Below are 20,687 nucleotides of genomic sequence, written 5' to 3'. Positions count from 1 at the left end.
TTTTACAAAAATAATGCAAAAAAAGCTGCCTCATAAGAGACAGCTTTTTACTGATTTAATAATTTGAAGTCCAAATCGGTCTTATTCAGCTTGACCTTGGTATAGATCTTGGATTGGTTGCATAATAATGCGGTTAAGATCGTCTATCATAGAGCTGATTTGTTGTTCAGCTTGCATCAAGTTTTGAACTTTTTCGTTTTCGCCAGCTTTTTCTGAAATCGTTTGAGCTTCTTGAATATCTTCTTCAGTGATCTCTAAGCCGCTTTGTTGTTTTTGTTGCAATTTCATTTGGATGCCTTGTACTTCTTGAAAAACATTACTTGCTTCAGTATCTGTTTTAATAGCTGATAATGCATTTTGCAATTGCACATAGTTTTCAGATTCTCTTAATTCTCTCTCTAATTGGTTGGCTGTATCATAAACATTTGTACTCATAATAGTCAATCACTCTCCTGATAAATTATTGTGAACCGTTACATCTCACTAACTATAACATTTCACGAGTCATTGCACTAGAAATAGAGGTTATTTCACATAAAAAGTTAATACTTCATAAAAAATTTAATTACCGAAAACACCGTTCAACCAACCTGATGTTTTTTCTTTTAGAGTTGAAACGCCATCATTGATTTTTTCTTTCAAGTTATCAACTGATTCTTTGATGTCTTTTTTCCAATCCTCCTGCGGATTTTCTTCTGCTACAAGTGTTTCAGCACTTTTCGTTTCAAACGCTGTTAAAGGCGTATGAGGCAGCAGTTGTTCCATTTGTGCTTTGAACAACGGACCTACGCCTAAAGCGGCACTGCTGGTCGTCATGTGGTGTTCTTCATCAGTATGATCGAAGCCCATCCATGTCGTCAATACGATGTCAGGAGTATAGCCTACTGTCCACTGATCTTTAGTTCCATTGTATTCATTCTCAAACGTCAACTGAGTACTTCCCGTTTTACCAGCTATCGTATAGCCAGCTGGTTTATTGCGTTCCCCAGTACCATTTGTAAATACCCCGATCAATAAACTGGTCATTTTTTCAGCAACTTCTGGAGAGGTTGCTCTATTTTGTTTCGGTTTCTCGTTGTCCACCACTACAGCTCCTGTTGAATCAACGATTTTTGTGATGAAGTATCCTTTACTGCGGATTCCTCCATTAGCTAACCCGGTATAGGCACTGGCAATGTCTAATGGGGAAACACCTTTATCCATTCCGCCCAACGCAATAGCGGATAAGTTTTTGTCTTCTTTATTGGTCACTTTGATCCCAAATTTAGACAAGCTCTTGATTCCTGCGTTCAAACCAATCTCATTCAACAACCATACTGCTGGAACATTTAAACTATCGGCTACAGCTTTATAAAGAGGAACTTCTCCTAAATACTGATTGGTTGCATTCGAGACCGAATAATTGTCTTCTCCAAATTTCAGCCCTTCTTCATCTGGAAGAATTGAATCCAAGTCATAATTTTTCTCTAACGCCGGTGTGTAAATAGACAAGGGTTTCAATACCGATCCAGGCTGCAATGTAGATTGAGTAGCACGATTATACCCTCTAAACGAATGCTCTCCTCTTCCGCCTATAACCGCCAAGACTCCTCCTGTTTTAGAATCCAGCATAATCGAAGCACTCTGCAATAACGTTCCGTCATTTGCATCTTCGAAATACGCATCATTTTTATAAATTTGATCCATTTCTTGCTGATACGTTTGATCTAATGACGTATAAATTTTATATCCGCCGCCTAATATTTCTTCTTCCGTAAATCCATGTTTTATTGCTTCACTGATCACGGCATCAAAATAATACGGATATTTGTACCCATTTGATTCTTGGTAATTGTCAACCAAAGCTAAGCTTTCCTGCTGGACTGCAATTGCAGTATCTCGAGTGATTGTTTCATTATTTACCATCAAATCTAAAACGATGTTTCTTCGTCCTATTGCTTTCTCCATGTCATCTATCGGGTTGTAATTCGAAGGTCCTTTCAGCATCCCTACCAATGTAGCCGATTCTGCCAAATTCAATTCAGCAGCAGACTTGCCGAAGTATTTATGCGAAGCATCTTCAACACCCCAAACTCCATTACCGAAATAAGATTTATTGAAGTACATTTCCAAAATCTCATCTTTCGTGTATTCTTTTTCAATCTCAATAGATAAAAACAATTCTTTCAACTTCCGTATCAATGTCTGATCTAACGTCAAAAAACTATTTTTCGCCAATTGCTGAGTGATTGTACTTCCTCCACCGCTGATCTGGCCGCCTTTCAATACATACTGAACGGCAGCTCGACCGATTCCAATGATGTCAAATCCTTTATGCTTATAAAAACGGGTATCTTCTGTTGCTATTACAGCATCGATCAGCTCTGGAGACATGTCTTTGATAGAGACATAAGTCCCTCTTTGAGAATACAAAGTTCCCGCTTCTTCTTCATTACGATCGTATACGGTCGTAACTTGTTCGATCCCTGCTTTTAAATCTTCCACGTCTTCCACTTTTGCATAGATATATAACGAAATCGTTGCAAATAAAGAAATAATCAATCCCAATAAAATCAATATTTTCCCAACATGAAATTTTCTCCATATGCGAATAAAATGATTCTTAAGTTGAATCAAATAGGGGGATATCCATTTCCAAAATTTGTTTAAGTAAATTTTTATTTTTTCTTCCATCTCATTCATTCCTTATTATTCATTTCCTATTCGCTTTTTGCTTGCTGATTTCCTATGAGTCAAAAATAGTTTACCAAAAACAAGTTTAAAAAACATCCTCCTCAAGTAGGAGGTGCATGCTTAATAATAAGATTATCTATTTAAATAAATCGATAAATCCAACAATAAAGGGGTTTACATGTTGCTATTCTCTCATTTAGCACCCCCTTGACCAATTTATGACAAAATAATTAAGAAAGTCAACATCTTTCGAATACAAAGAAAAAAGAGGCAGATATTCATCTCCTCTTCTTACTTCATACGTTTTTTTCTATTGTGCCCAATCTTTCGCTAAGTCCTCAAACTCTGAAATGATTTGCTCTACTTCTTTCAAGTCTTTGGCATTTGCTCCGCTGGCTAAAGGATGGCCGCCACCATTGTGACGTTTAGCAATTTCATTGATAATAGGACCTTTTGAACGTAGTCGGCATCTGAAATAACCTTCTGATTGTTCTACAAAAATCCCCCACAGCAACACTTCATCTATCGTTCCCGGCAAAGAAACTATTTGAGCAGTTTCTGTATCTGTTACATCAAATTCATTCATTAATTCAGTTGTTAAAACAACTTTACCTACTCCAGTAGAACTGATTTCCAAATTCTGCAATACGTATCCGGATAATTGAGCTACTTTTCTCGGCATAGTGTTCAACAGGTTGCTGATTTCATTTGGAACAAAATCATATTCCATCAAGGACGCCGCTATACGCATTGTTTTAGGTGTTGTTGAAGGATATAAAAATCTTCCAGTATCCCCAATAATTCCTGCATAAAGCAGTCGTGCAGCCTCATTTGACAGTGTCAATTGGCTTTCATAGCTCAGGTAAAAGTCTGCAATGATCTCACTGCAGCTGCTTGCTTCGGTATTGACACATACTATATCACCGTATGAGTCATCGTTAGGATGATGGTCTATTTTAATCAGCGCATCTCCTAATGAATATCTTTTATCGCTAATACGAGGAGTGTTTGCAGTATCCGTTACAATGACTAGCGCTCCAGAATAATCTGCATCTGCTACTTCATCCATTTCAGCTAAAAACCCTAAATCTCCGACAGTTTCTCCAGCTGTTAAGATTCTTTTTTCCGGAAAAGAAGTTTTTAACAATTCTGCTAACCCTGCTTGAGATCCAATCGCATCTGGATCTGGTCTCATGTGTCGGTGAATGATAATCGTTTGGTATCGTTTGATTGTTTCAAGAATTTGAGCATAAGTTGATTTAGACATTTTTTCTCTCCTTTATCTGCTGAACAATTCAACAGACAGTATTTTCTCGCTTAAGTGCGTTGCATGATTTGGCAAACGACCATGGCTTTAGCCACGAGAATGTTCTCATGATAAACTTCCACATCTAATTTTGATGATCGTCTACCGACTTCGAACAGCTTAGGTTTGATGATCAGTTCGCTGCCTATTTGAATCATTTTAATAGAGAACAAATTGAATTGTTCAATAACGGCATTTCTTTTTTTAACACTTTCTAAACTTAATGTAGCCACATGCGAAATCATTTCACTCAATACCCCAATAGAAACATTTCCTACCGGATCTGTCATTTGAGGAGTGACTCTGAAAGAATATTTGGGCAAAGCTGTATCATAAGAATCTTCTTCCACTTCTGGTTCTGCAACTTTCTCTACTTGTTCAACGATTTGATCTGAGATCGTCACACCCATTTGGGGTTGTCGTTGTGTAGTTTGCATTGCTTTCATCACATCTTGCCTTGAAATGATTCCAATCAACGTCAAATCATCTTGCACAACAGGCATTACTTCTAATTCATCCCAAATCATTAAATGAGCTACACTGGCTACACTCATATGCGTTTTGACTGACGCCGGGTTTTTGGTCATCACTCGCTCGATTTTAACAGTGTCGGGTTTACCAATCACATCTTTAGCCGTAACGATTCCAATGACCCGCATATTCTTATTTACAACAGGAAAACGCGAATGTTGGCTTTGTTTATTTAAATCACGATATTCCTTTATCGTGTCTTCCACCGTTAAATAAATGGTTTGGGACAAGGGAATAAAGATGTCCTCAATCAACATCACTTCTTTTTTGATGAGTTGGTCCGCCATAGCACGGTTGATCATAGTTGCCACTGTAAATGAATCATAACTAGTTCCAATAACTGGCAGGTTCATTCTGTTAGCCAGCCTGATCACTTCCGGGGAGGCATTGAACCCTCCTGTTATCAAGACAGCCGCTCCATGCTTTAGTGCCAGCTGCTGCGCATTCTCCCGGTTCCCCACGATCATCAAAGAACCTGGAGTAATGTACCGAATCATAGCTTCTTCTTCCATGGCTCCAATAATGAACTTTCTCAACGGATTATCTAACCCGTCTTCTCCGCCAAGTACAGATCCTTCAATAATATTGACGGTTTCACCGTACGTCAAGATCTCGATGCTGTCTGCTGTTTTCCGCTCGATACGAATAGTCCCTACGCGTTGAATAGTCGAAACCATTCCTTCATTTTCTGCATCTTTGATTGCTCTATAAGCAGTTCCTTCACTTACACCTAAGTGTTTAGCTATGGAACGTACCGATATTTTCGCCCCTACAGGCAAGTTTTCAATATGATTTAAAATTTGATTGTGCTTCGTCGCCATTTGATAACCCCTATTTATGTCTAATCTATTCTATGTGAGTTTCCATTGTTCTCCTACTTCCAAATACAACCCTTGTTCTTCTGGAAGACTGTCGCAAAACGCTTTTCCATCTTGTTCAATCAAAGGGAAAGTATTGTAGTGGATTGGAACAACTTTTTCTGCCCTTACCAATTGTGCTGCTATCGCAGCGTCTTCAGGTCCCATTGTGAAGTTGTCTCCAATAGGCAAAAATGCTACATTGATTTTTTTGTATGCGCCGATCAATTTCATGTCGCTGAACAATGCTGTGTCTCCGGCATGGTAAATGGTCTGTCCATCTGCAGTAAACAATACTCCAGCTGCCAAACCTAAAGTAAAGGGTTTTCCATCGATTTCATAAGATGAACCATGAATAGCCTGCGTGAGTTTGATTTCTCCAAATTTAAACAAGTGCTTTCCACCCATTTGCATCCCATGAGTCTTAAAACCTTTTGACTTGAAAAACGAGGCGATTTCTACAGTAGATACGATCAACGCTCCTGTTCTTTGAGCAATCGGTTCAGTATCTCCAATGTGATCTTCGTGTGCATGAGTAAGAATGATAACGTCTGCTTCGACTGTATTTGCATCTAAGTCGCTTTTGCCGTTTCCTGTTATAAATGGATCAATAAGAATATGATGCTCAGAGTCAGTTACTATCTTTACACAAGATTGTCCATGCCAAGATAACTTCATCATTTATCTCTCCTTAGTAGTACAGATTTCGACTAACTGTATCATTATTTTTTATTATACCATTCAATGTTGGTAAAAACTAGAAAGGTCTTTAGAAGAATACAAAACAAAAACCTTGATAAAAAATCAACTCTTCCAAAGAAAATACCATTCTCTGTTGTGCCAACTTTGTATCAAGGTTTTTTGTGCTCCTTATTTTGTTCCCATAACGGCAATACGATATTTTCAAAAGTAATAGGATCTAAATTGGTTATGGTTACTCCAAGTAAACGAACTTCATTTTCTATTTTTCCAATCTCATACCACATACTTTCTGCATGAAAAAAAATATCTTTTTCATTCGTTAAATAATTTGGCAGTGTTACTCGTTTTGTGACCGTCTCAAAGTCTGCATAACGGATCTTCAAAACAACCGTTTTCCCATGCTTTTGGTGACTGACAAGAGACTCATAAACTTTCGAAGACAATCTCCTTAATTCGGCAATGACTTCATCATCCGTTTGGAGTACTTGGTTGTACGTATACTCTCTACCGATCGACTTTCTTTCTCGACTAACTCGCACAGGTGCATCATCGATTCCACGTACCTTTCGATACAATGAGTATCCCATTCTTCCAAAATAATGGATCAGTGCCATTTGGTCTAACTGATACAAGTCTTCACCTGTAAAGATGTTCAGTTCATGCATTCGCTCGACGGTTTTTTTTCCTACGCCGTAAAACTTTTCTATGGGAAGATTTCTTAAAAAATTTGATGCCTCATCTGGTGGAATGACTGTAATACCAGAAGGTTTTTGATAATCTGAAGCTAACTTGGCAATGAACTTATTGTAAGAAACGCCTGCAGAACAAGTAAGATGGACTTCATTCCAAACTTCGTATTGGATTCTTTTCGCTAATAAAGTAGCGCTTTTCATGTCTATTTTATTTTGCGTTACATCTAAGTAGGCTTCATCCAGAGACAAAGGTTCAATGATATCAGTATACCGCTTAAATACCTCGCGTACTTGGGCAGATATTTCTCGGTAGAGATCGAAATTCCCAGGTATGAAGATTCCTTGAGGGCAAAGTTCATAAGCTTTTTGTGAACTCATCGCAGAATGGATTCCGTATTTGCGAGCTTCATAATTAGCGGTAGCTACTACACCTTTACCGCCAGTTTCTTTTGGATGCCGTGCAATGATGACTGGTTTCCCTTTTAAACTAGGATTTTCTCGCTCTTCCACAGAAGCATAGAAGGCGTCCATATCTACATGAATAATTTTTCTTGACGTATCTCTCTTGGGTTCATCAAAATGCAAGATTCCTATGTCCATCCTTCAATACTCCTTTCTGCTATTTCTTCACTTGAAGTAATTAGATAACAAAAAGTCCGACCATTTTTGATCGGACCCGTTTATATTTTAAAAGAAAGCATTTAAATCCATTTCTTCTAAAGAAGACACTTTCACTTGTGCTTCCAGAGATGCAAAATCTAAATAATGATTAGGCTGAATAGCCATGATTTGCTGTACACAGGCATGATAGTGCTCTGGCTGCTTTCTTTTCCAGCAAAATTTTACTAAGTAGCTCCACAAATCTTCTACCTTGATTTCTGGATAACCTAAGTAGTCCAATTCTTTTGCTTTTAATTTTAACCACGGTTCATACTGAGAAAACTGACTGTCAGTATCCATCATTATCATTCTACACCTCATTTCTACACTTATACGGACTGTTTTTTTGTGATTCTTCTATATTTATTTTACTTTTTTTCAGCATAAAATCAATCTATATCAGAAACGGAAACGTAGATACGAAAAAAGAAAAGGAAAGGCTTTATACCTTTCCTGATTCATCGTATATCAAATTATTCTGTAATAAACTAGTATTACATTTCGTTTGAATCTGTATTTGTAGGAGTATTGTCTCCTAAAACATCGACGGCATCTGTCGTTGCAGAAGTCACTACACGAGCAATCGCACGTCTTTCAAAAGTCAAGAAGATGCCTTCACAATCAATAACAACTGTTTTATCAGCTTCTCTTACTTCATCGATCATTCCATGCAAACCACCGATAGTCACAACTGTATCTCCTTTTTTCAAAGAATTCAACATACTTTGTGTTTTTTCTTGTGCCTTTTTTTGTGGGCGGATCATCATGAAGTACATTAATAACATGATTAACGCAAAAGGAAGCAAACTAAAAATAAATTCCATTCGTTTCACTCCTAAACATTGATAAAATAGATTTTACCTTATTTTTCACTACTAACTGTACCATAAAATAAGCAAGTAATACTATACCTTTTAAAAGTTTTTTGCATTTGGTTTGTTATAACCATACTCTTCCATAAAGGCTTCTCTATATTCCAATAAGTTATCATCAAGGATCGCTTGACGGATATTGCGCATTACTTCCAACAAGAAGTATAAGTTATGGTAGCTTGTTAAACGCAATCCGAATGTTTCATCTGATTTGAATAAATGACGAATGTAAGCTCTCGAGTAATTGCGGCAAGTATAACAGTTGCATTGATCATCTATTGGTCCAAAGTCGCGTTCATATTTAGCGTTCTTAACGACCAAGCGCCCTTTATGAGTCATACAAGTACCGTTACGTGCAATACGAGTTGGTAACACACAGTCAAACATATCCACTCCATTGATTACTCCATCGAAAAATGAATCCGGTGTTCCTACTCCCATCAGATAACGAGGTTTGTTTTCTGGGATCAACGGTGTTGTGAACTCTAGAACACGATTCATTTCTGCTTTAGGTTCCCCAACTGAAAGGCCGCCAATAGAATATCCTGGGAAATCCATTGCAACTAAGTCGCGGGCACTTTGCTCTCTTAGATCTTTGAATCCTGCACCTTGAATGATACCGAACAATCCTTGTCTGTCTGGATTAGCATGTGCTTTTAATCCGCGTTCTGCCCATCTCGAAGTACGAGCTACAGATTTTTTCACGTAGTCATAACTTTCGTCAAATGGTGGACATTCATCAAAACTCATCATAATATCCGGACCTAATTTGTTTTGAATATTAATAGCTTTTTCTGGAGATAAAAACATTTTTGAGCCGTTTAAATGATTTCTGAAATGAACGCCTTCTTCTTCAATGCGTCTCATATCGGACAAAGAAAACACTTGGAATCCGCCTGAATCCGTTAAGATCCCTTTATCCCAATTCATGAATTTGTGTAATCCGCCTGCTTCTTCAACAATGTCTTCTCCTGGACGCAACCATAAATGATATGTGTTGCTTAAAATAATGGACGCACCCATTTCTTCTAATTCTTCAGGAGCAATACTTTTTACTGTTGCTAATGTTCCTACCGGCATAAACATAGGTGTTGGGAACGTTCCATGTGGAGTAATGATTTCTCCTAGACGAGCTCCTGTACGTTTATCTTTTTTGATCAATCGATATTTGATAGCTGGTTCTGACATTTCTTATTTCCTACTTTCTCTCACATCTAGATTTATTACAAAAGCATTTTTAGCATCATTTCAATAATATCATCTAAACCTACATTACTTTCGTTTGTGTGTTCCATATATTCTTTTCTTACATTATCCATCAGCAAACTTAAGGTCGCCGCATTGAAAATATAAACAATGGTCTCGTATTCCTGTTCACTGATATTATGCTCCAAAGAAAAAGATTTTAATTTCTTGCACAATGAATTCTTGACGTAGTCTTCTTTATAATTCGAAATAGATTTCATATTTTCATTACCGACTTCTTTGACCGTTCCGATAACGATTGTACGATGACGATTGTACATTTCCACAATAAAACGTCCCGCTTTTCTCATTAAATCTTCTGTGTTATCAAAATCGAGACTGAAAAATTCATCTACTTCATTTGTAATTTGAGTGGTATGTTGTTTATACGCTGTATCAATCAATAGCTGCTTTGAGGTGAAGTTTTTAAAAATGGTCGTCTCATTTACTCCAGCCTGATCTGCGATTTTTTTTGTGGTAGTACTTTTATAGCCAACATGCGATATTAAATCCAATGCTGCATCAACGATTTTCTGCTGAGTTTTAGTTAATTTGTTAATATCGATGGGATGTTGTTCTTTCACTTCAAAAGCCTCCATATCTTATCAGCTTATCTTTATGTAAAAATGCTGACTCAATGCTATATATTATCATACTTTGTTTTTTAACTAAAGCACATTTGGTATTTTTCATTTTCAACCCGCTAAAAAAGTGTCAAAATTTGTTAATAAGCGGAGTCATTAAACTAGCAAACGCTTTCACCATATGTTATTCTATAAATGGGAAGAGGAATGCAACATGGAAGATAGAGATAAATGTTTAGTTTAACAGCTATTGGAACATTCTTTTTGAACAACTGATTTTCAGATTTACGCAAAGTCAATTCGAATACCAGTTTTGGAACACAGATTGATGAAGGTGTTAAAAAAAACTCCACAATATGCAAAGTGCATGAACCGAAAAACTTTTAGATTAACCGAACCAATGTTTAACATGAGTATTTAAAAACTTGATTCAATACCTTCTATCTTCCTAATTCCTCTACAAACCAATAGAAGTTGGCCGCATCATCAGCCAACTTCTATTTTTGTTTTATTTGACGAACATAGCATCTCCAAAGCTGAAAAATCGGTACTTCTCATTTACAGCATGTTCATAAGCAGAAAGTACATGATCTCTTCCGGCAAAAGCACTGACTAACATGACTAATGTCGATTTAGGTAAATGGAAGTTCGTTGAGAAAGCTTCTACTACTTTAAATTGGTAGCCGGGAGCAATAAAAATATCTGTCCAACCGCTATCTGCTTTGATCTCTCCATCAAATTTAGTGCCGATCGTTTCAAGTGTACGAATAGAAGTTGTCCCAACAGCTACGATTCTTCCTCCATTATCTCGTACTTGATTCAATTGATCTGCCGCTTCTTGAGTTAAACGATAAAACTCTGCATGCATTTTATGTTCTTCTATGTTGTCTACACTGACTGGTCTAAAAGTTCCTAAACCAACGTGCAACGTCAAGAAGACCAATTCTACACCTTTAGCTTTAATTTGTTCTAATAACTCAGGAGTGAAATGCAACCCAGCTGTAGGTGCAGCTGCAGAACCATTTTCTTTTGCATAAACCGTTTGGTAGCGTTCTTTGTCTTCCAATTTTTCTTTAATGTATGGCGGCAAAGGCATTTCACCTAATGATTCCAATACTTCCAGAAAAATCCCTTCATAAGAAAACTCTACGATGCGGCCCCCGTGCTCCAGTTCTTCTTTTACTACGGCTTTCAATCGACCGTCTCCAAAGTGGATCTCAGTTCCTTTTTTAGCTTTTTTAGCAGATTTGATCAACGTTTCCCATTGATCTCCTTCAATATTTTTCAATAACAACACTTCTAAATGTCCACCAGTATCCGGCTTGACCCCATATAAACGAGCAGGCAGCACTCTTGTATCATTCATGACAAGTGCATCGCCCGGGTTCAATTCATCTAAGATAGAGGTAAAATGAGTATCTTTCATCTTTCCTTTTTCTTTGTCCAGTACCAATAATTTCGAGCTTGAACGATCAGCTAATGGCGTTTGTGCAATCAATTCTTCTGGTAAATCAAAATCAAAATCTTCTGTTGTCAACATCTTCATTTCTCCTAATCTAGTTTTCTGTGGTAGGTAAAGGATAGCCTAAGTGCTCATATCCTATAGCAGTGACTATTCTACCGCGTGGAGTTCTCTGAATCAACCCATTCTGCAATAAGAAAGGTTCAACCATATCCTCGATCGTTTCGATCTCTTCGCTGATATTTGCAGCTATCGTTGACAATCCTACAGGCCCTCCATTATAACTCTCAATCATCATTCTTAATAATTTTTGGTCAACGATGTCTAAACCTTTATCATCGACTTGCAGCATGCTGAGAGCAGAATGTGCGGTATCTTTTGTGACAACTCCATCTGCTTGTACTTGAGCATAATCACGCACGCGCTTCAACAAACGGTTAGCTACACGAGGTGTCCCTCTCGAACGTCGGGCAATTTCTACAGCGCCGCTCTCTTCAATGTGGGTTTCAAAAATATCTGCTGACCGCAAAACGATATCGGTCAAATCATTCACGGAATAATACTCCATATGAGAGACGATTCCAAAACGATCGCGCAAAGGCGCTGATAATTGTCCTGCTCGGGTCGTAGCTCCTACCAAAGTAAATGGAGGTAACGGAAAATGCACGGGATGTGCAGTTGGACCTTCGCCTACAATAATGTCTATAAAGTAATCTTCCATCGCAGAATACAAAACTTCCTCTACTACTTTCGGCAAACGATGGATTTCATCAATAAATAACACATCTCCCGCTTCTAAATCATTCAACAGTGCTACCAGATCACCGGATTTCTCGATTGCAGGTCCGCTGGTCGTTCTGATGTTGACGCCCAGTTCATTTGCTATGACCATAGCCATTGTTGTTTTACCAAGCCCTGGTGGTCCATATAACAATACATGGTCTAATGCTTCTTTTCTCAATTTTGCTGCTGCAATATAAATAGACAGTTCTTTTTTAACCAGATGCTGTCCAATATATTGATTTAAGTATTGGGGACGCAACGATTTCTCAACCACTTCTTCTTGTAGACTTTCCACATCACCAGAAATAATCCGCTCCTCATAAGTCATATGTACTCACCTCTTTCTTTAGACTTATTTTTTCATCATTAATTTTAATGCTTCACGTAAGTAAGCATCTGTAGTATCTCGCTGGATTTTTTCTAATTCTCCGGCTATTTTTTTGATTTCTCGAGCAGAATAACCCAGGACTTTTAACGCTTCCAGTGCCTCTGCTACATGAATATTTCCTTCTTCGGTTTCAAAATTCAATGCAGTTCCTTGAGTCCATTCAACATCCAAATCGCCTAACTTCCCTTTCAAATCCAATACGATTTGAGAAGCAGTCTTCTTACCTACTCCTGGAAATTTAGTTAAATAGTTGGCATCATTATTTTCGATAGCTTGAACAAGGCCTGAATGATCTTCGTTGGCCAAAATAGCTAATGCACTCTTAGGACCAATTCCCGATACGTTCAATAATTTTAAGTACAGCTTTTTTTCATTTAAATCTTTAAAGCCATACAACGTAATATCATCCTCACGAACAGCTTGATACACGTATATCAGCACTTCTTCGTTCAATTTAGTTGAAAAGCGATAAGGATTAGCTGAATGGATTTGGTAACCCATTCCTTGGTTTTCTACTACTACATATGCGGGACTGACATACGTCAATATTCCTTTTATGTATTCATACATAAGTTAAATTCTCCTATCCATTCTATCAATAAAAACAGCACACTTGTTCCCTTTATTCTAGCACAATCTGATTTAAATCACCAATACACCTTTATTATCATTCTGCAAAAAATCTATCTGATTCAAATAAAACTTTTTGGGCGTTCCCATACCAACTCAATTTGACAGAAAACTAAAAAAGCTGCCTCACATGAGACAGCTTTTTTTAGCATTTCTAATGAAATTAAGCAAACAGTTTACGGTATTCTGCATAGCCTTCTTCTTCTAATTTTTCAACCGGTACGAAACGCATAGCTGCTGAATTGATGCAGTAGCGTAATCCACCCGCTTCTGTTGGACCATCTGGAAACACATGTCCTAAGTGAGAGTCCGCGTCTTTACTGCGCACTTCAATTCTGCGCATGCCGTAACGTGTATCCATTTTTTCAATAACGTCTTTTGTTTCGATTGGTTTAGTAAATGAAGGCCATCCGCAACCAGCGTCATATTTATCGTTGGATGAGAATAAAGGTTCCCCGCTTACTACATCTACATAAATTCCTTCTTCATAAAAATCATCATATTCGCCTGTAAAAGGACGTTCTGTTGCTTCATTTTGAGTGACTTCAAATTGTTCTGGAGTCAAGCGTTGTTTCAATTCTTCTTTTGAATAATTTGCCATACTATTTCACTCCATCCTTACTTTCTTATAACACTTTTTCACTTACTATTAGTATATATTGTTTATCGACTTTTTTCAATTATTTGGATCATCCCTGTTACCCAATAGAAGTAAACACAAAATACAATATCAGCCCCACGAAAATAGTACCTGCACCTGACAACATCAAGATCATCGGTATAAGACTTTTTGGTCTGCGATGAACATAATTTTCTTTTGGATTCAACTCATTATAGTAAATATCTAATGAAGAACCAATAGGGAAAAGAGATTCTAAAGGATTTCGAGACATCATGCTGTTTCGTTTTACGTGCAGCGTTTGATCAAATTTATCCCCAGTTACTTCAGTTTTCGTATAAAGATTACTCGATTTGACAGCAATTGATCGATAAATCAAGCGTGCTTTATAAGGGGTGCCTTTATGTTCAAATCGTACAATGGGGAAATACAGCCCATTGCCTCTTGCATCAAATCCTGTTACTTCACCTTCTGTTTTTTTTGTACAACGATCCAACTTGCTTTCAGTTCTTTTTTTGATCGCATAGCCTATAATGATCGTTATCAATCCTACAGTACCTAATACTCCTAGCATTAACAATCCTACTGCTGCATCTTCCATCATCTTTCTCCTGACTTTTTATTGTATCGGTGTTATGTTTTCTTCACGAATTGAGTCCTGCATGAAGGGCACGTGATTTTGATTTTATTTTTGCCTTTGGGAACACGTACTTTTTGTTTGCATGACGGACAACGATAAAAACGATACTGTTTTCTTTGTTTTAATTCATTTGGTATTTTTTTGATTCGATTCAAAACTTTTCTTTTTTGTTGCAAATAAAGCTGGTTCTCTCTCCAGCGCTTCGCAGGTTTGTTAGACAGCACTCTTACATAAGCATAGATCAACGTCCCTAAACCTAAAAAAGTAAATACTGAAAATGAAGTGATGTTCGCTAACAAAACCAATACCAAACTTACAATCACTAAGAATTTTGAATAATTGTCTATCCCATATCTGCTTTGCATGAAGCGATTGATTTTTTCTTTCATTTATTAGACGGTGCGCAGTGCACCTGAAATCCCCTTTCGTCATTCATCCTTTTAGTGAGGATCTTGTATACGTTTGAACATTTTTTCCATATCTTTATTGCCAAAGTGAATAATAACAGGTCTCCCATGCGGACAATTGTATGGATTCTCCGTATGTCCTAGATCTCTCAGCAATTGCCGAGCTTCTTGATCATTCAAGTAATGGTTTGCTTTGATCGATTGTTTGCAGCTCATCATGATAGCCGTAGCTTCTCTAAACTTCGCTACTGAGACCGATCCATTATCCAGAAGAAGATCGATCATCTCTCGGACGATTTTTTCTTCCTCTCCTGAAGTAAACCAAGTTGGATGTCTCCTCAGCAAAAAACTATTTTGACCAAAAGGCTCTAAATAGATTCCAACTTTTTCCAGAGCTTCTTTATTTTCTTGTATTTTTAATGTGTCACTATTTGGATAATCCAGCATAATGGGCACTAGCAATTCTTGCAGATCAGAACTGACTTCGCCGATTTTTTTACGGAAATACTCATATTTTATGCGTTCTTGTGCTGCATGCTGATCTAAAATGTATAAGCCGTTCTCATTTTGAGCAAATAAATAAGTCCCGTGCATTTGACCAATATATTCTAATGAAGGTAACTGTTTTACTTCCTCTTCTTCAGCCAACATTTTTTCAGCTGCTTTCATGTGCGGCTCTTGATGCAACTCGATCTGTTCACTAGAATCATCGTTTTCAGCAGTCGAAGCAGAATTCGTATTAGCAACTTCTCTAGATAGAGAAGCTTCAGTCAGTTCCGTGTCCTCACTCACATAAAAATCCGTTTTTTCAGCCTCTTCTATTACTTCTTTAGTAAGGTGAACAGAACCGGGTGTTTTCTCATCATTTCGACTTTCTTTTTCTGGTCTATCCCAAGAAGAAGTCTTTTTCATTTCATATGATCGATCTTCAGTCATATTTAATCGGATTTGTTCTGTTTTATCATTTGATTTGTTGAGTTTATTTTTAAATCTCAGATTTTCTAAAGCGTCTGGAATCAGTTGTTCTTTGCCTAAAGCTTTTTGAATAGCTTGGGACAACAGTTCCATCAATTCTTTTTCATTGCTGATCCGGACTTCTTGTTTTGTAGGATGGACATTTACATCGACTAACAAAGGGTCCATATCGATTGTAATAGCAGCAATCGGAAAACGTCCTACCATTAATTTCGATCCATAACCCTCAATAATAGCTTTGTTTAACAGGTAATTTTTAATGTAACGGCCGTTCACCATAATAGACAAATAGTTTCGGCTGGCTCTGGTTACTTCCGGCAAAGAAATGTAGCCGCCTATTTTGAAATCTAAGTTTTCGTTTTCGATCGGACGCATTTTCTTAGCCGTTTGTACACCATATACTCCAGCCAAAGTCTGACGTAAATCGCCGTTGCCAACTGTACGCAGCATTTGATTGTCATCGTGGACCAAGCGAAAAGCAATATCAGGATGACTCATAGCTAAACGATTGATCATATCCCCTATATTTGCCAACTCTGTTTGCAGCGACTTCACATACTTCAAACGGGCAGGTGTATTAAAAAATAAATTCTCAACGGTGATTTTCGATCCTTTACGAGCATCACTTGATCGCTGTTCAATTATTTTCCCACCTTTTAAATGCAAGTAAGTCCCTTTCCCCTCACCTGTAGAAGTTTCTAAAGTTACTTCTGAGACAGAAGCAATACTGGGTAGAGCTTCTCCTCTAAAACCTAACGTTCGAATACGGAATAAATCATCTCTTGAATGGATTTTACTTGTGGCGTGCCGTTTAAATGCTTTCTCTGCTTCGGAAGAAGGGATTCCATCTCCATTATCGATCACTTGGATTTTTCTTAATCCCGCTTCCTCGATGCGGACATCAATTTGAGTACTATACGCATCGATTGCATTTTCTACCAGTTCTTTGACAACCGAAGCAGGTCTTTCAATGACCTCACCGGCTGCGATCTGATTGGCCAGCATTTCTGAAAGTTCTTCAATTTTAGCCACTTATCCCATCCCCTTTACCGTTATTCTTTATTCTGTAACTTTTGTTGCAGACGATTCAATTCATTGATGGCTTCTAATGGAGTAAGGGTCAATAAATTGATGTTTTTTAGCAACTGGATAACTTCTTTCTCTTGCGGTTCTTCTAAACTGAACAGCGAAATTTGCTGCTCTGCTGACATACTGAACGGTGTCTCTTCTCTTTTGACAACTTGTTCCTGAACTTTTTGTGTGTTTTGTGTTTCGGATTCTGCCATCTGTTGCACCACTGGTTTTTGTTGTTCCAATTTTTTTAGTATCTTCGCTGCTTTCTCCAACAACTCTTCAGGTAAACCTGCCAACTTAGCTACTTGGATTCCATAGCTTTTATCTGATGGACCTGGAAGCATCTTGTGTAAGAAGACCAATTCTCCTTCTTCTTCGATAGCTCCTACATGACAATTTTTCAAATGATCCAGCTCTTGTTCTAAAACAGTCAATTCATGATAATGAGTTGAAAATAATGTCTTGGCATGAACATGCTGATGAATGTATTCAATAATCGCTTCTGCTAGAGCCATACCATCATATGTTGCAGTTCCTCGACCGATCTCATCAAATAAAATCAAACTATCTTTTGTAGCATGCGACAAAGCTTGGTTAGCTTCCATCATTTCGACCATAAATGTACTCTGCCCAGAGATCAGGTCATCTGCAGCACCAATGCGTGTAAAGATCTTATCAAATATCGGCAGCTTAGCTTTATTTGCCGGCACAAAACATCCTATTTGTGCCATGATCACTGTTAAAGCTAATTGGCGCATATACGTACTTTTACCAGACATATTGGGTCCTGTGATTAACATAATCTGCGTATCTTTATCCATTTCGACATCATTCGGAACGTATATTTGCTGTCCTAGAACTTTTTCAACCACTGGGTGTCTGCCATCAATCAATTCAATTTCTTGGCTGCCTTTTTCCATCAAGGGACGGATATAATGATACTTCTCACTCACTGCAGCAAAACTTTGCAATACATCTACTGTGGCTACAGCCTTAGCCAAGTTTTGCAAACGCACAATTGAATTCTTGACGATTTCTCTGATTTCTGCGAACAATTCATATTCCAAAGCTGTAGACTTGTCTTCTGCTTCTAAGATGATCGATTCTTTTTCTTTCAGCTCAGGAGTAATGAACCGCTCTGCATTAGAAAGAGTTTGTTTTCTCTCATATCTTCCTTCAGGCAAATGAACTAAATTTGCTCGAGTGATTTCGATGTAATAACCGAATACTTTATTGTAGCCGATTTTAAGGGTCTTGATTCCGGTTTTTACTCTTTCCTCTGCTTCCATACTAGCGATCCACTGTTTGCTGTTTTTCATGGCGTCGCGGTACTCATCCAATTTGGCATTGTATCCATCTTTAATGATGCCGCCATCTTTGATAGCAATAGGCGGCTCATCGTGGATTGCCGTTTCAATCAAGTCGCTGACTTCTGCTACAGGATCTAATTGTTTCAACAAGCTGGTCCATTCTTCGTTCTCATTCATCCCTTGGATCAAATTGTTTAAAAGAGGAATTTGATTCAAAGAAGTCTTAAGTTGGACCAAGTCGCGTCCATTCACATTTCCAAAAGCAATTCTTCCAGCGAGTCTCTCTAAATCATAGACTTTCGTCAATACTGCATTCAGATCACTGCGTTCGAAAAAGTGATTGAGTAAATTTTCTACTATTCGCTGTCTAGCTTCGATTTTCTCTTTATGAACTAGAGGACGGTTGATCCATTGTTTTAACAATCGCCCCCCCATAGCTGTTTTTGTTTCATCCAACAACCACAGCAAAGTTCCTTTTTTCTGTCCATCTCGGATAGAACTCGTCAGCTCTAAATTTTGCTTAGAATAATGATCCATCTTTAAATAATGAGATGGTGTGTATTCTTCAGCTATTTGTAAATGATCTAAACTTCTTTTTTGGGTCTGCGATAAATAAGAAAGCAGCAGATTCAACACAAAGCGTTTATTTTTTGATTCAACAATTCCTAATAAATGAGATAATGATTCCGCTGTTTCAATCGTTTTCTGGGTAGAAATCAATACTCCTAATTTGGTGTTTAATTCTGTTTGTTCTTCAATGGATTCACCTTCTATAAAGACGGTTTCTTTCGTTTTAAGACTGATCAGCTCGCTGATTAATTCTTCTTTTGTGTCTATTTGAGTAACCTTCAATTCTCCTGTACTCAAATCTGCATACGCTAAATTGTAAGCTTTAGATTCATCGATATACAAAGCCGTCAAGTAATTATTGCTTTTTCCATCTTGGCTTTTCAGATCCATAACTGTCCCTGGAGTAACAACTTGAACAACTTCGCGTTTGACCATCCCTTTAGTTGTCTTTGGGTCTTCTACTTGTTCACAAATAGCCACTTTATACCCTTTTTCAATCAACGTATCGATATATCCTTGTGCTGCATGGTAAGGCACTCCGCACATCGGTATAGGGTCTTCAGCGTTTTTATTTCGACTAGTCAATGTTACTTCCAGTACTTGAGAAGCTTTTACAGCATCTTCATTAAACATTTCATAAAAATCGCCTAAACGATAAAAAAGAAATGCATCAGGATATTGTGCTTTGATATGCAAATACTGTTCCATCATTGGGGTATTTTTTGTTTTTTGCGGCATGTTGATTATTCCCCCTATTTCTTTTCATTCTATATTAACTGTTAACGGTCCAATCCAAAAGGACGATCTTCATTGATCATAATGGGCTCGATTTTTTTAGCTTTTCCTGTCACATCATCTATTTCAATGTAACAAGCAGATAAGATTTGTCGTCCCTCATTGGGCACTTCGAATCGTGTCGGCATTTGCGTTAAAAATTTGCGCAATACTTGTTCTTTTTTCATCCCTAAGACCGCATCATAAGGACCGGTCATCCCTGCATCTGTCAGATAAGCGGTTCCTTCCGGCAAAATACGTGCATCGTTGGTTTGCACATGGGTATGTGTACCTACCATAGCAGATGCTCGACCATCCAAGTACCATCCCATAGCTTGCTTTTCACTCGTCGTCTCTGCATGGAAATCAACGAAAATTTTATTGGTGCGCTCTTGAGCTATTTCAATCAATTCATCAACTTTTCTAAAAGGATCATCTACATCATTCATAAACACTCTACCGTGAAGATTGATAACCGCCAGCTCTTGTGTATTTACTTTTACAAATGTCATTCCCTCTCCTGGAGTCAGTCCTTCAGGATAATTAGCTGGCCGAATCATTTTTTTAGCATCATCTATAAATTCAAATATTTCTCGATTATCCCAAGTATGGTTTCCCATCGTCACAACATCTACACCATCTTGTAAAAATCCTTTGTATATTTTTTCAGTGATTCCACGACCAGACGCTGCGTTTTCACCATTTAAAATGGTTACTTGTGGTTTATATATTTTTTTTATTTTTGGCAAGTACTCATGAACCATATCTCTTCCAAGTGAACCTACGACATCTCCAACAAAAATTAACCTCATTAAAAATCCTCTTCTCTCATATCTTATGTATCGTAAGATAACCGATATCCTAGTTTTTACTTCTTTTACTATCCCTCTAATTTTAACAAGAATTCTATCGAAAAGAAAGGCTCTCTAAAAG

At 37.6% G+C, this 20,687-nt stretch carries 19 protein-coding genes; all 19 read right to left on the bottom strand.

Annotated elements, in window-relative coordinates; translation table 11 throughout:
* Window positions 1-81 precede the first annotated feature (81 nt).
* On the bottom strand, window positions 82-435 hold the full coding sequence (locus ACE025_RS02500; RefSeq protein ID WP_485937134.1) for a YlbF/YmcA family competence regulator: 354 nt from the start codon (window positions 433-435) through the stop codon (window positions 82-84).
* A 126-nt stretch (window positions 436-561) separates the two neighbouring features.
* Window positions 562-2,673, bottom strand: coding sequence for a transglycosylase domain-containing protein (locus ACE025_RS02495; protein ID WP_485937132.1), 2,112 nt, complete (start codon window positions 2,671-2,673; stop codon window positions 562-564).
* A gap of 310 nt (window positions 2,674-2,983) precedes the next feature.
* On the bottom strand, window positions 2,984-3,940 hold the full coding sequence (locus ACE025_RS02490) for a DHH family phosphoesterase (protein WP_485937130.1): 957 nt from the start codon (window positions 3,938-3,940) through the stop codon (window positions 2,984-2,986).
* 50 nt (window positions 3,941-3,990) lie between these two features.
* Window positions 3,991-5,331: a DRTGG domain-containing protein gene (locus tag ACE025_RS02485; protein WP_485937128.1), complete on the bottom strand. Its 1,341-nt coding sequence runs from the start codon at window positions 5,329-5,331 to the stop codon at window positions 3,991-3,993.
* A gap of 30 nt (window positions 5,332-5,361) precedes the next feature.
* Window positions 5,362-6,045, bottom strand: coding sequence for a metal-dependent hydrolase (locus ACE025_RS02480; protein ID WP_485937126.1), 684 nt, complete (start codon window positions 6,043-6,045; stop codon window positions 5,362-5,364).
* 173 nt (window positions 6,046-6,218) lie between these two features.
* Entirely contained in the window at window positions 6,219-7,361 is a 1,143-nt protein-coding gene (dinB, locus tag ACE025_RS02475; protein WP_485937124.1) for a DNA polymerase IV, read from the bottom strand.
* Window positions 7,362-7,448: 87 nt separating this feature from the next.
* A complete protein-coding gene (locus ACE025_RS02470) occupies window positions 7,449-7,730 on the bottom strand; it encodes a post-transcriptional regulator (RefSeq protein WP_485937122.1) in 282 nt (93 codons plus the stop codon).
* A 185-nt stretch (window positions 7,731-7,915) separates the two neighbouring features.
* On the bottom strand, window positions 7,916-8,245 hold the full coding sequence (gene yajC / locus ACE025_RS02465) for a preprotein translocase subunit YajC (RefSeq protein ID WP_485937120.1): 330 nt from the start codon (window positions 8,243-8,245) through the stop codon (window positions 7,916-7,918).
* A 90-nt stretch (window positions 8,246-8,335) separates the two neighbouring features.
* The gene (tgt, locus tag ACE025_RS02460; protein ID WP_485937118.1) at window positions 8,336-9,481 is read right to left on the bottom strand and encodes a tRNA guanosine(34) transglycosylase Tgt; all 1,146 of its coding nucleotides are present in this window, start codon (window positions 9,479-9,481) and stop codon (window positions 8,336-8,338) included.
* A gap of 35 nt (window positions 9,482-9,516) precedes the next feature.
* Complete coding sequence (locus ACE025_RS02455) at window positions 9,517-10,122, bottom strand: TetR/AcrR family transcriptional regulator (protein WP_485937116.1); 606 nt, start codon at window positions 10,120-10,122, stop codon at window positions 9,517-9,519.
* A 508-nt stretch (window positions 10,123-10,630) separates the two neighbouring features.
* Window positions 10,631-11,662 (bottom strand): tRNA preQ1(34) S-adenosylmethionine ribosyltransferase-isomerase QueA, encoded by a 1,032-nt coding sequence (gene queA, locus ACE025_RS02450; protein WP_485937114.1) that lies wholly within the window; start codon window positions 11,660-11,662, stop codon window positions 10,631-10,633.
* A gap of 16 nt (window positions 11,663-11,678) precedes the next feature.
* On the bottom strand, window positions 11,679-12,695 hold the full coding sequence (gene ruvB / locus ACE025_RS02445) for a Holliday junction branch migration DNA helicase RuvB (RefSeq protein WP_485937112.1): 1,017 nt from the start codon (window positions 12,693-12,695) through the stop codon (window positions 11,679-11,681).
* A gap of 24 nt (window positions 12,696-12,719) precedes the next feature.
* Window positions 12,720-13,325, bottom strand: a complete 606-nt coding sequence (ruvA, locus tag ACE025_RS02440; RefSeq protein WP_485937110.1) for a Holliday junction branch migration protein RuvA — start codon at window positions 13,323-13,325, stop codon at window positions 12,720-12,722.
* 223 nt (window positions 13,326-13,548) lie between these two features.
* Entirely contained in the window at window positions 13,549-13,986 is a 438-nt protein-coding gene (gene msrB, locus ACE025_RS02435; protein WP_485937108.1) for a peptide-methionine (R)-S-oxide reductase MsrB, read from the bottom strand.
* A gap of 97 nt (window positions 13,987-14,083) precedes the next feature.
* Window positions 14,084-14,605 carry a hypothetical protein gene (locus ACE025_RS02430; RefSeq protein WP_485937106.1) on the bottom strand — a complete coding sequence of 174 codons (522 nt, stop codon included), beginning with the start codon at window positions 14,603-14,605 and terminating at the stop codon, window positions 14,084-14,086.
* Window positions 14,606-14,637: 32 nt separating this feature from the next.
* The gene (locus ACE025_RS02425; protein WP_485937104.1) at window positions 14,638-15,033 is read right to left on the bottom strand and encodes a hypothetical protein; all 396 of its coding nucleotides are present in this window, start codon (window positions 15,031-15,033) and stop codon (window positions 14,638-14,640) included.
* A gap of 51 nt (window positions 15,034-15,084) precedes the next feature.
* Complete coding sequence (gene mutL, locus ACE025_RS02420) at window positions 15,085-17,058, bottom strand: DNA mismatch repair endonuclease MutL (protein WP_485937102.1); 1,974 nt, start codon at window positions 17,056-17,058, stop codon at window positions 15,085-15,087.
* A gap of 20 nt (window positions 17,059-17,078) precedes the next feature.
* Window positions 17,079-19,718 (bottom strand): DNA mismatch repair protein MutS, encoded by a 2,640-nt coding sequence (mutS, locus tag ACE025_RS02415; RefSeq protein ID WP_485937100.1) that lies wholly within the window; start codon window positions 19,716-19,718, stop codon window positions 17,079-17,081.
* A 41-nt stretch (window positions 19,719-19,759) separates the two neighbouring features.
* Window positions 19,760-20,566, bottom strand: a complete 807-nt coding sequence (locus ACE025_RS02410) for a TIGR00282 family metallophosphoesterase (RefSeq protein ID WP_485937098.1) — start codon at window positions 20,564-20,566, stop codon at window positions 19,760-19,762.
* Between the last annotated feature and the right edge of the window lie 121 nt (window positions 20,567-20,687).

Source organism: Desemzia sp. AGC72, from assembly GCF_057334175.1.
The sequence above is the reverse complement of the archived record's forward strand: the minus strand, read 5'-3'. Positions and strand labels throughout refer to the sequence as shown.

Bases quoted from the DNA above. Each gene is read 5' to 3' on its own strand.
- ACE025_RS02500 (WP_485937134.1), bottom strand. From the start codon at position 435: ATGAGTACAAATGTTTATGATACAGCCAACCAATTAGAGAGAGAATTA.
- ACE025_RS02495 (WP_485937132.1), bottom strand. From the start codon at position 2,673: ATGGAAGAAAAAATAAAAATTTACTTAAACAAATTTTGGAAATGGATA.
- ACE025_RS02490 (WP_485937130.1), bottom strand. From the start codon at position 3,940: ATGTCTAAATCAACTTATGCTCAAATTCTTGAAACAATCAAACGATAC.
- ACE025_RS02485 (WP_485937128.1), bottom strand. From the start codon at position 5,331: ATGGCGACGAAGCACAATCAAATTTTAAATCATATTGAAAACTTGCCT.
- ACE025_RS02480 (WP_485937126.1), bottom strand. From the start codon at position 6,045: ATGAAGTTATCTTGGCATGGACAATCTTGTGTAAAGATAGTAACTGAC.
- dinB (WP_485937124.1), bottom strand. From the start codon at position 7,361: ATGGACATAGGAATCTTGCATTTTGATGAACCCAAGAGAGATACGTCA.
- ACE025_RS02470 (WP_485937122.1), bottom strand. From the start codon at position 7,730: ATGATAATGATGGATACTGACAGTCAGTTTTCTCAGTATGAACCGTGG.
- yajC (WP_485937120.1), bottom strand. From the start codon at position 8,245: ATGGAATTTATTTTTAGTTTGCTTCCTTTTGCGTTAATCATGTTATTA.
- tgt (WP_485937118.1), bottom strand. From the start codon at position 9,481: ATGTCAGAACCAGCTATCAAATATCGATTGATCAAAAAAGATAAACGT.
- queA (WP_485937114.1), bottom strand. From the start codon at position 11,662: ATGTTGACAACAGAAGATTTTGATTTTGATTTACCAGAAGAATTGATT.
- ruvB (WP_485937112.1), bottom strand. From the start codon at position 12,695: ATGACTTATGAGGAGCGGATTATTTCTGGTGATGTGGAAAGTCTACAA.
- ruvA (WP_485937110.1), bottom strand. From the start codon at position 13,325: ATGTATGAATACATAAAAGGAATATTGACGTATGTCAGTCCCGCATAT.
- msrB (WP_485937108.1), bottom strand. From the start codon at position 13,986: ATGGCAAATTATTCAAAAGAAGAATTGAAACAACGCTTGACTCCAGAA.
- ACE025_RS02430 (WP_485937106.1), bottom strand. From the start codon at position 14,605: ATGGAAGATGCAGCAGTAGGATTGTTAATGCTAGGAGTATTAGGTACT.
- ACE025_RS02425 (WP_485937104.1), bottom strand. From the start codon at position 15,033: ATGAAAGAAAAAATCAATCGCTTCATGCAAAGCAGATATGGGATAGAC.
- mutS (WP_485937100.1), bottom strand. From the start codon at position 19,718: ATGCCGCAAAAAACAAAAAATACCCCAATGATGGAACAGTATTTGCAT.
- ACE025_RS02410 (WP_485937098.1), bottom strand. From the start codon at position 20,566: ATGAGGTTAATTTTTGTTGGAGATGTCGTAGGTTCACTTGGAAGAGAT.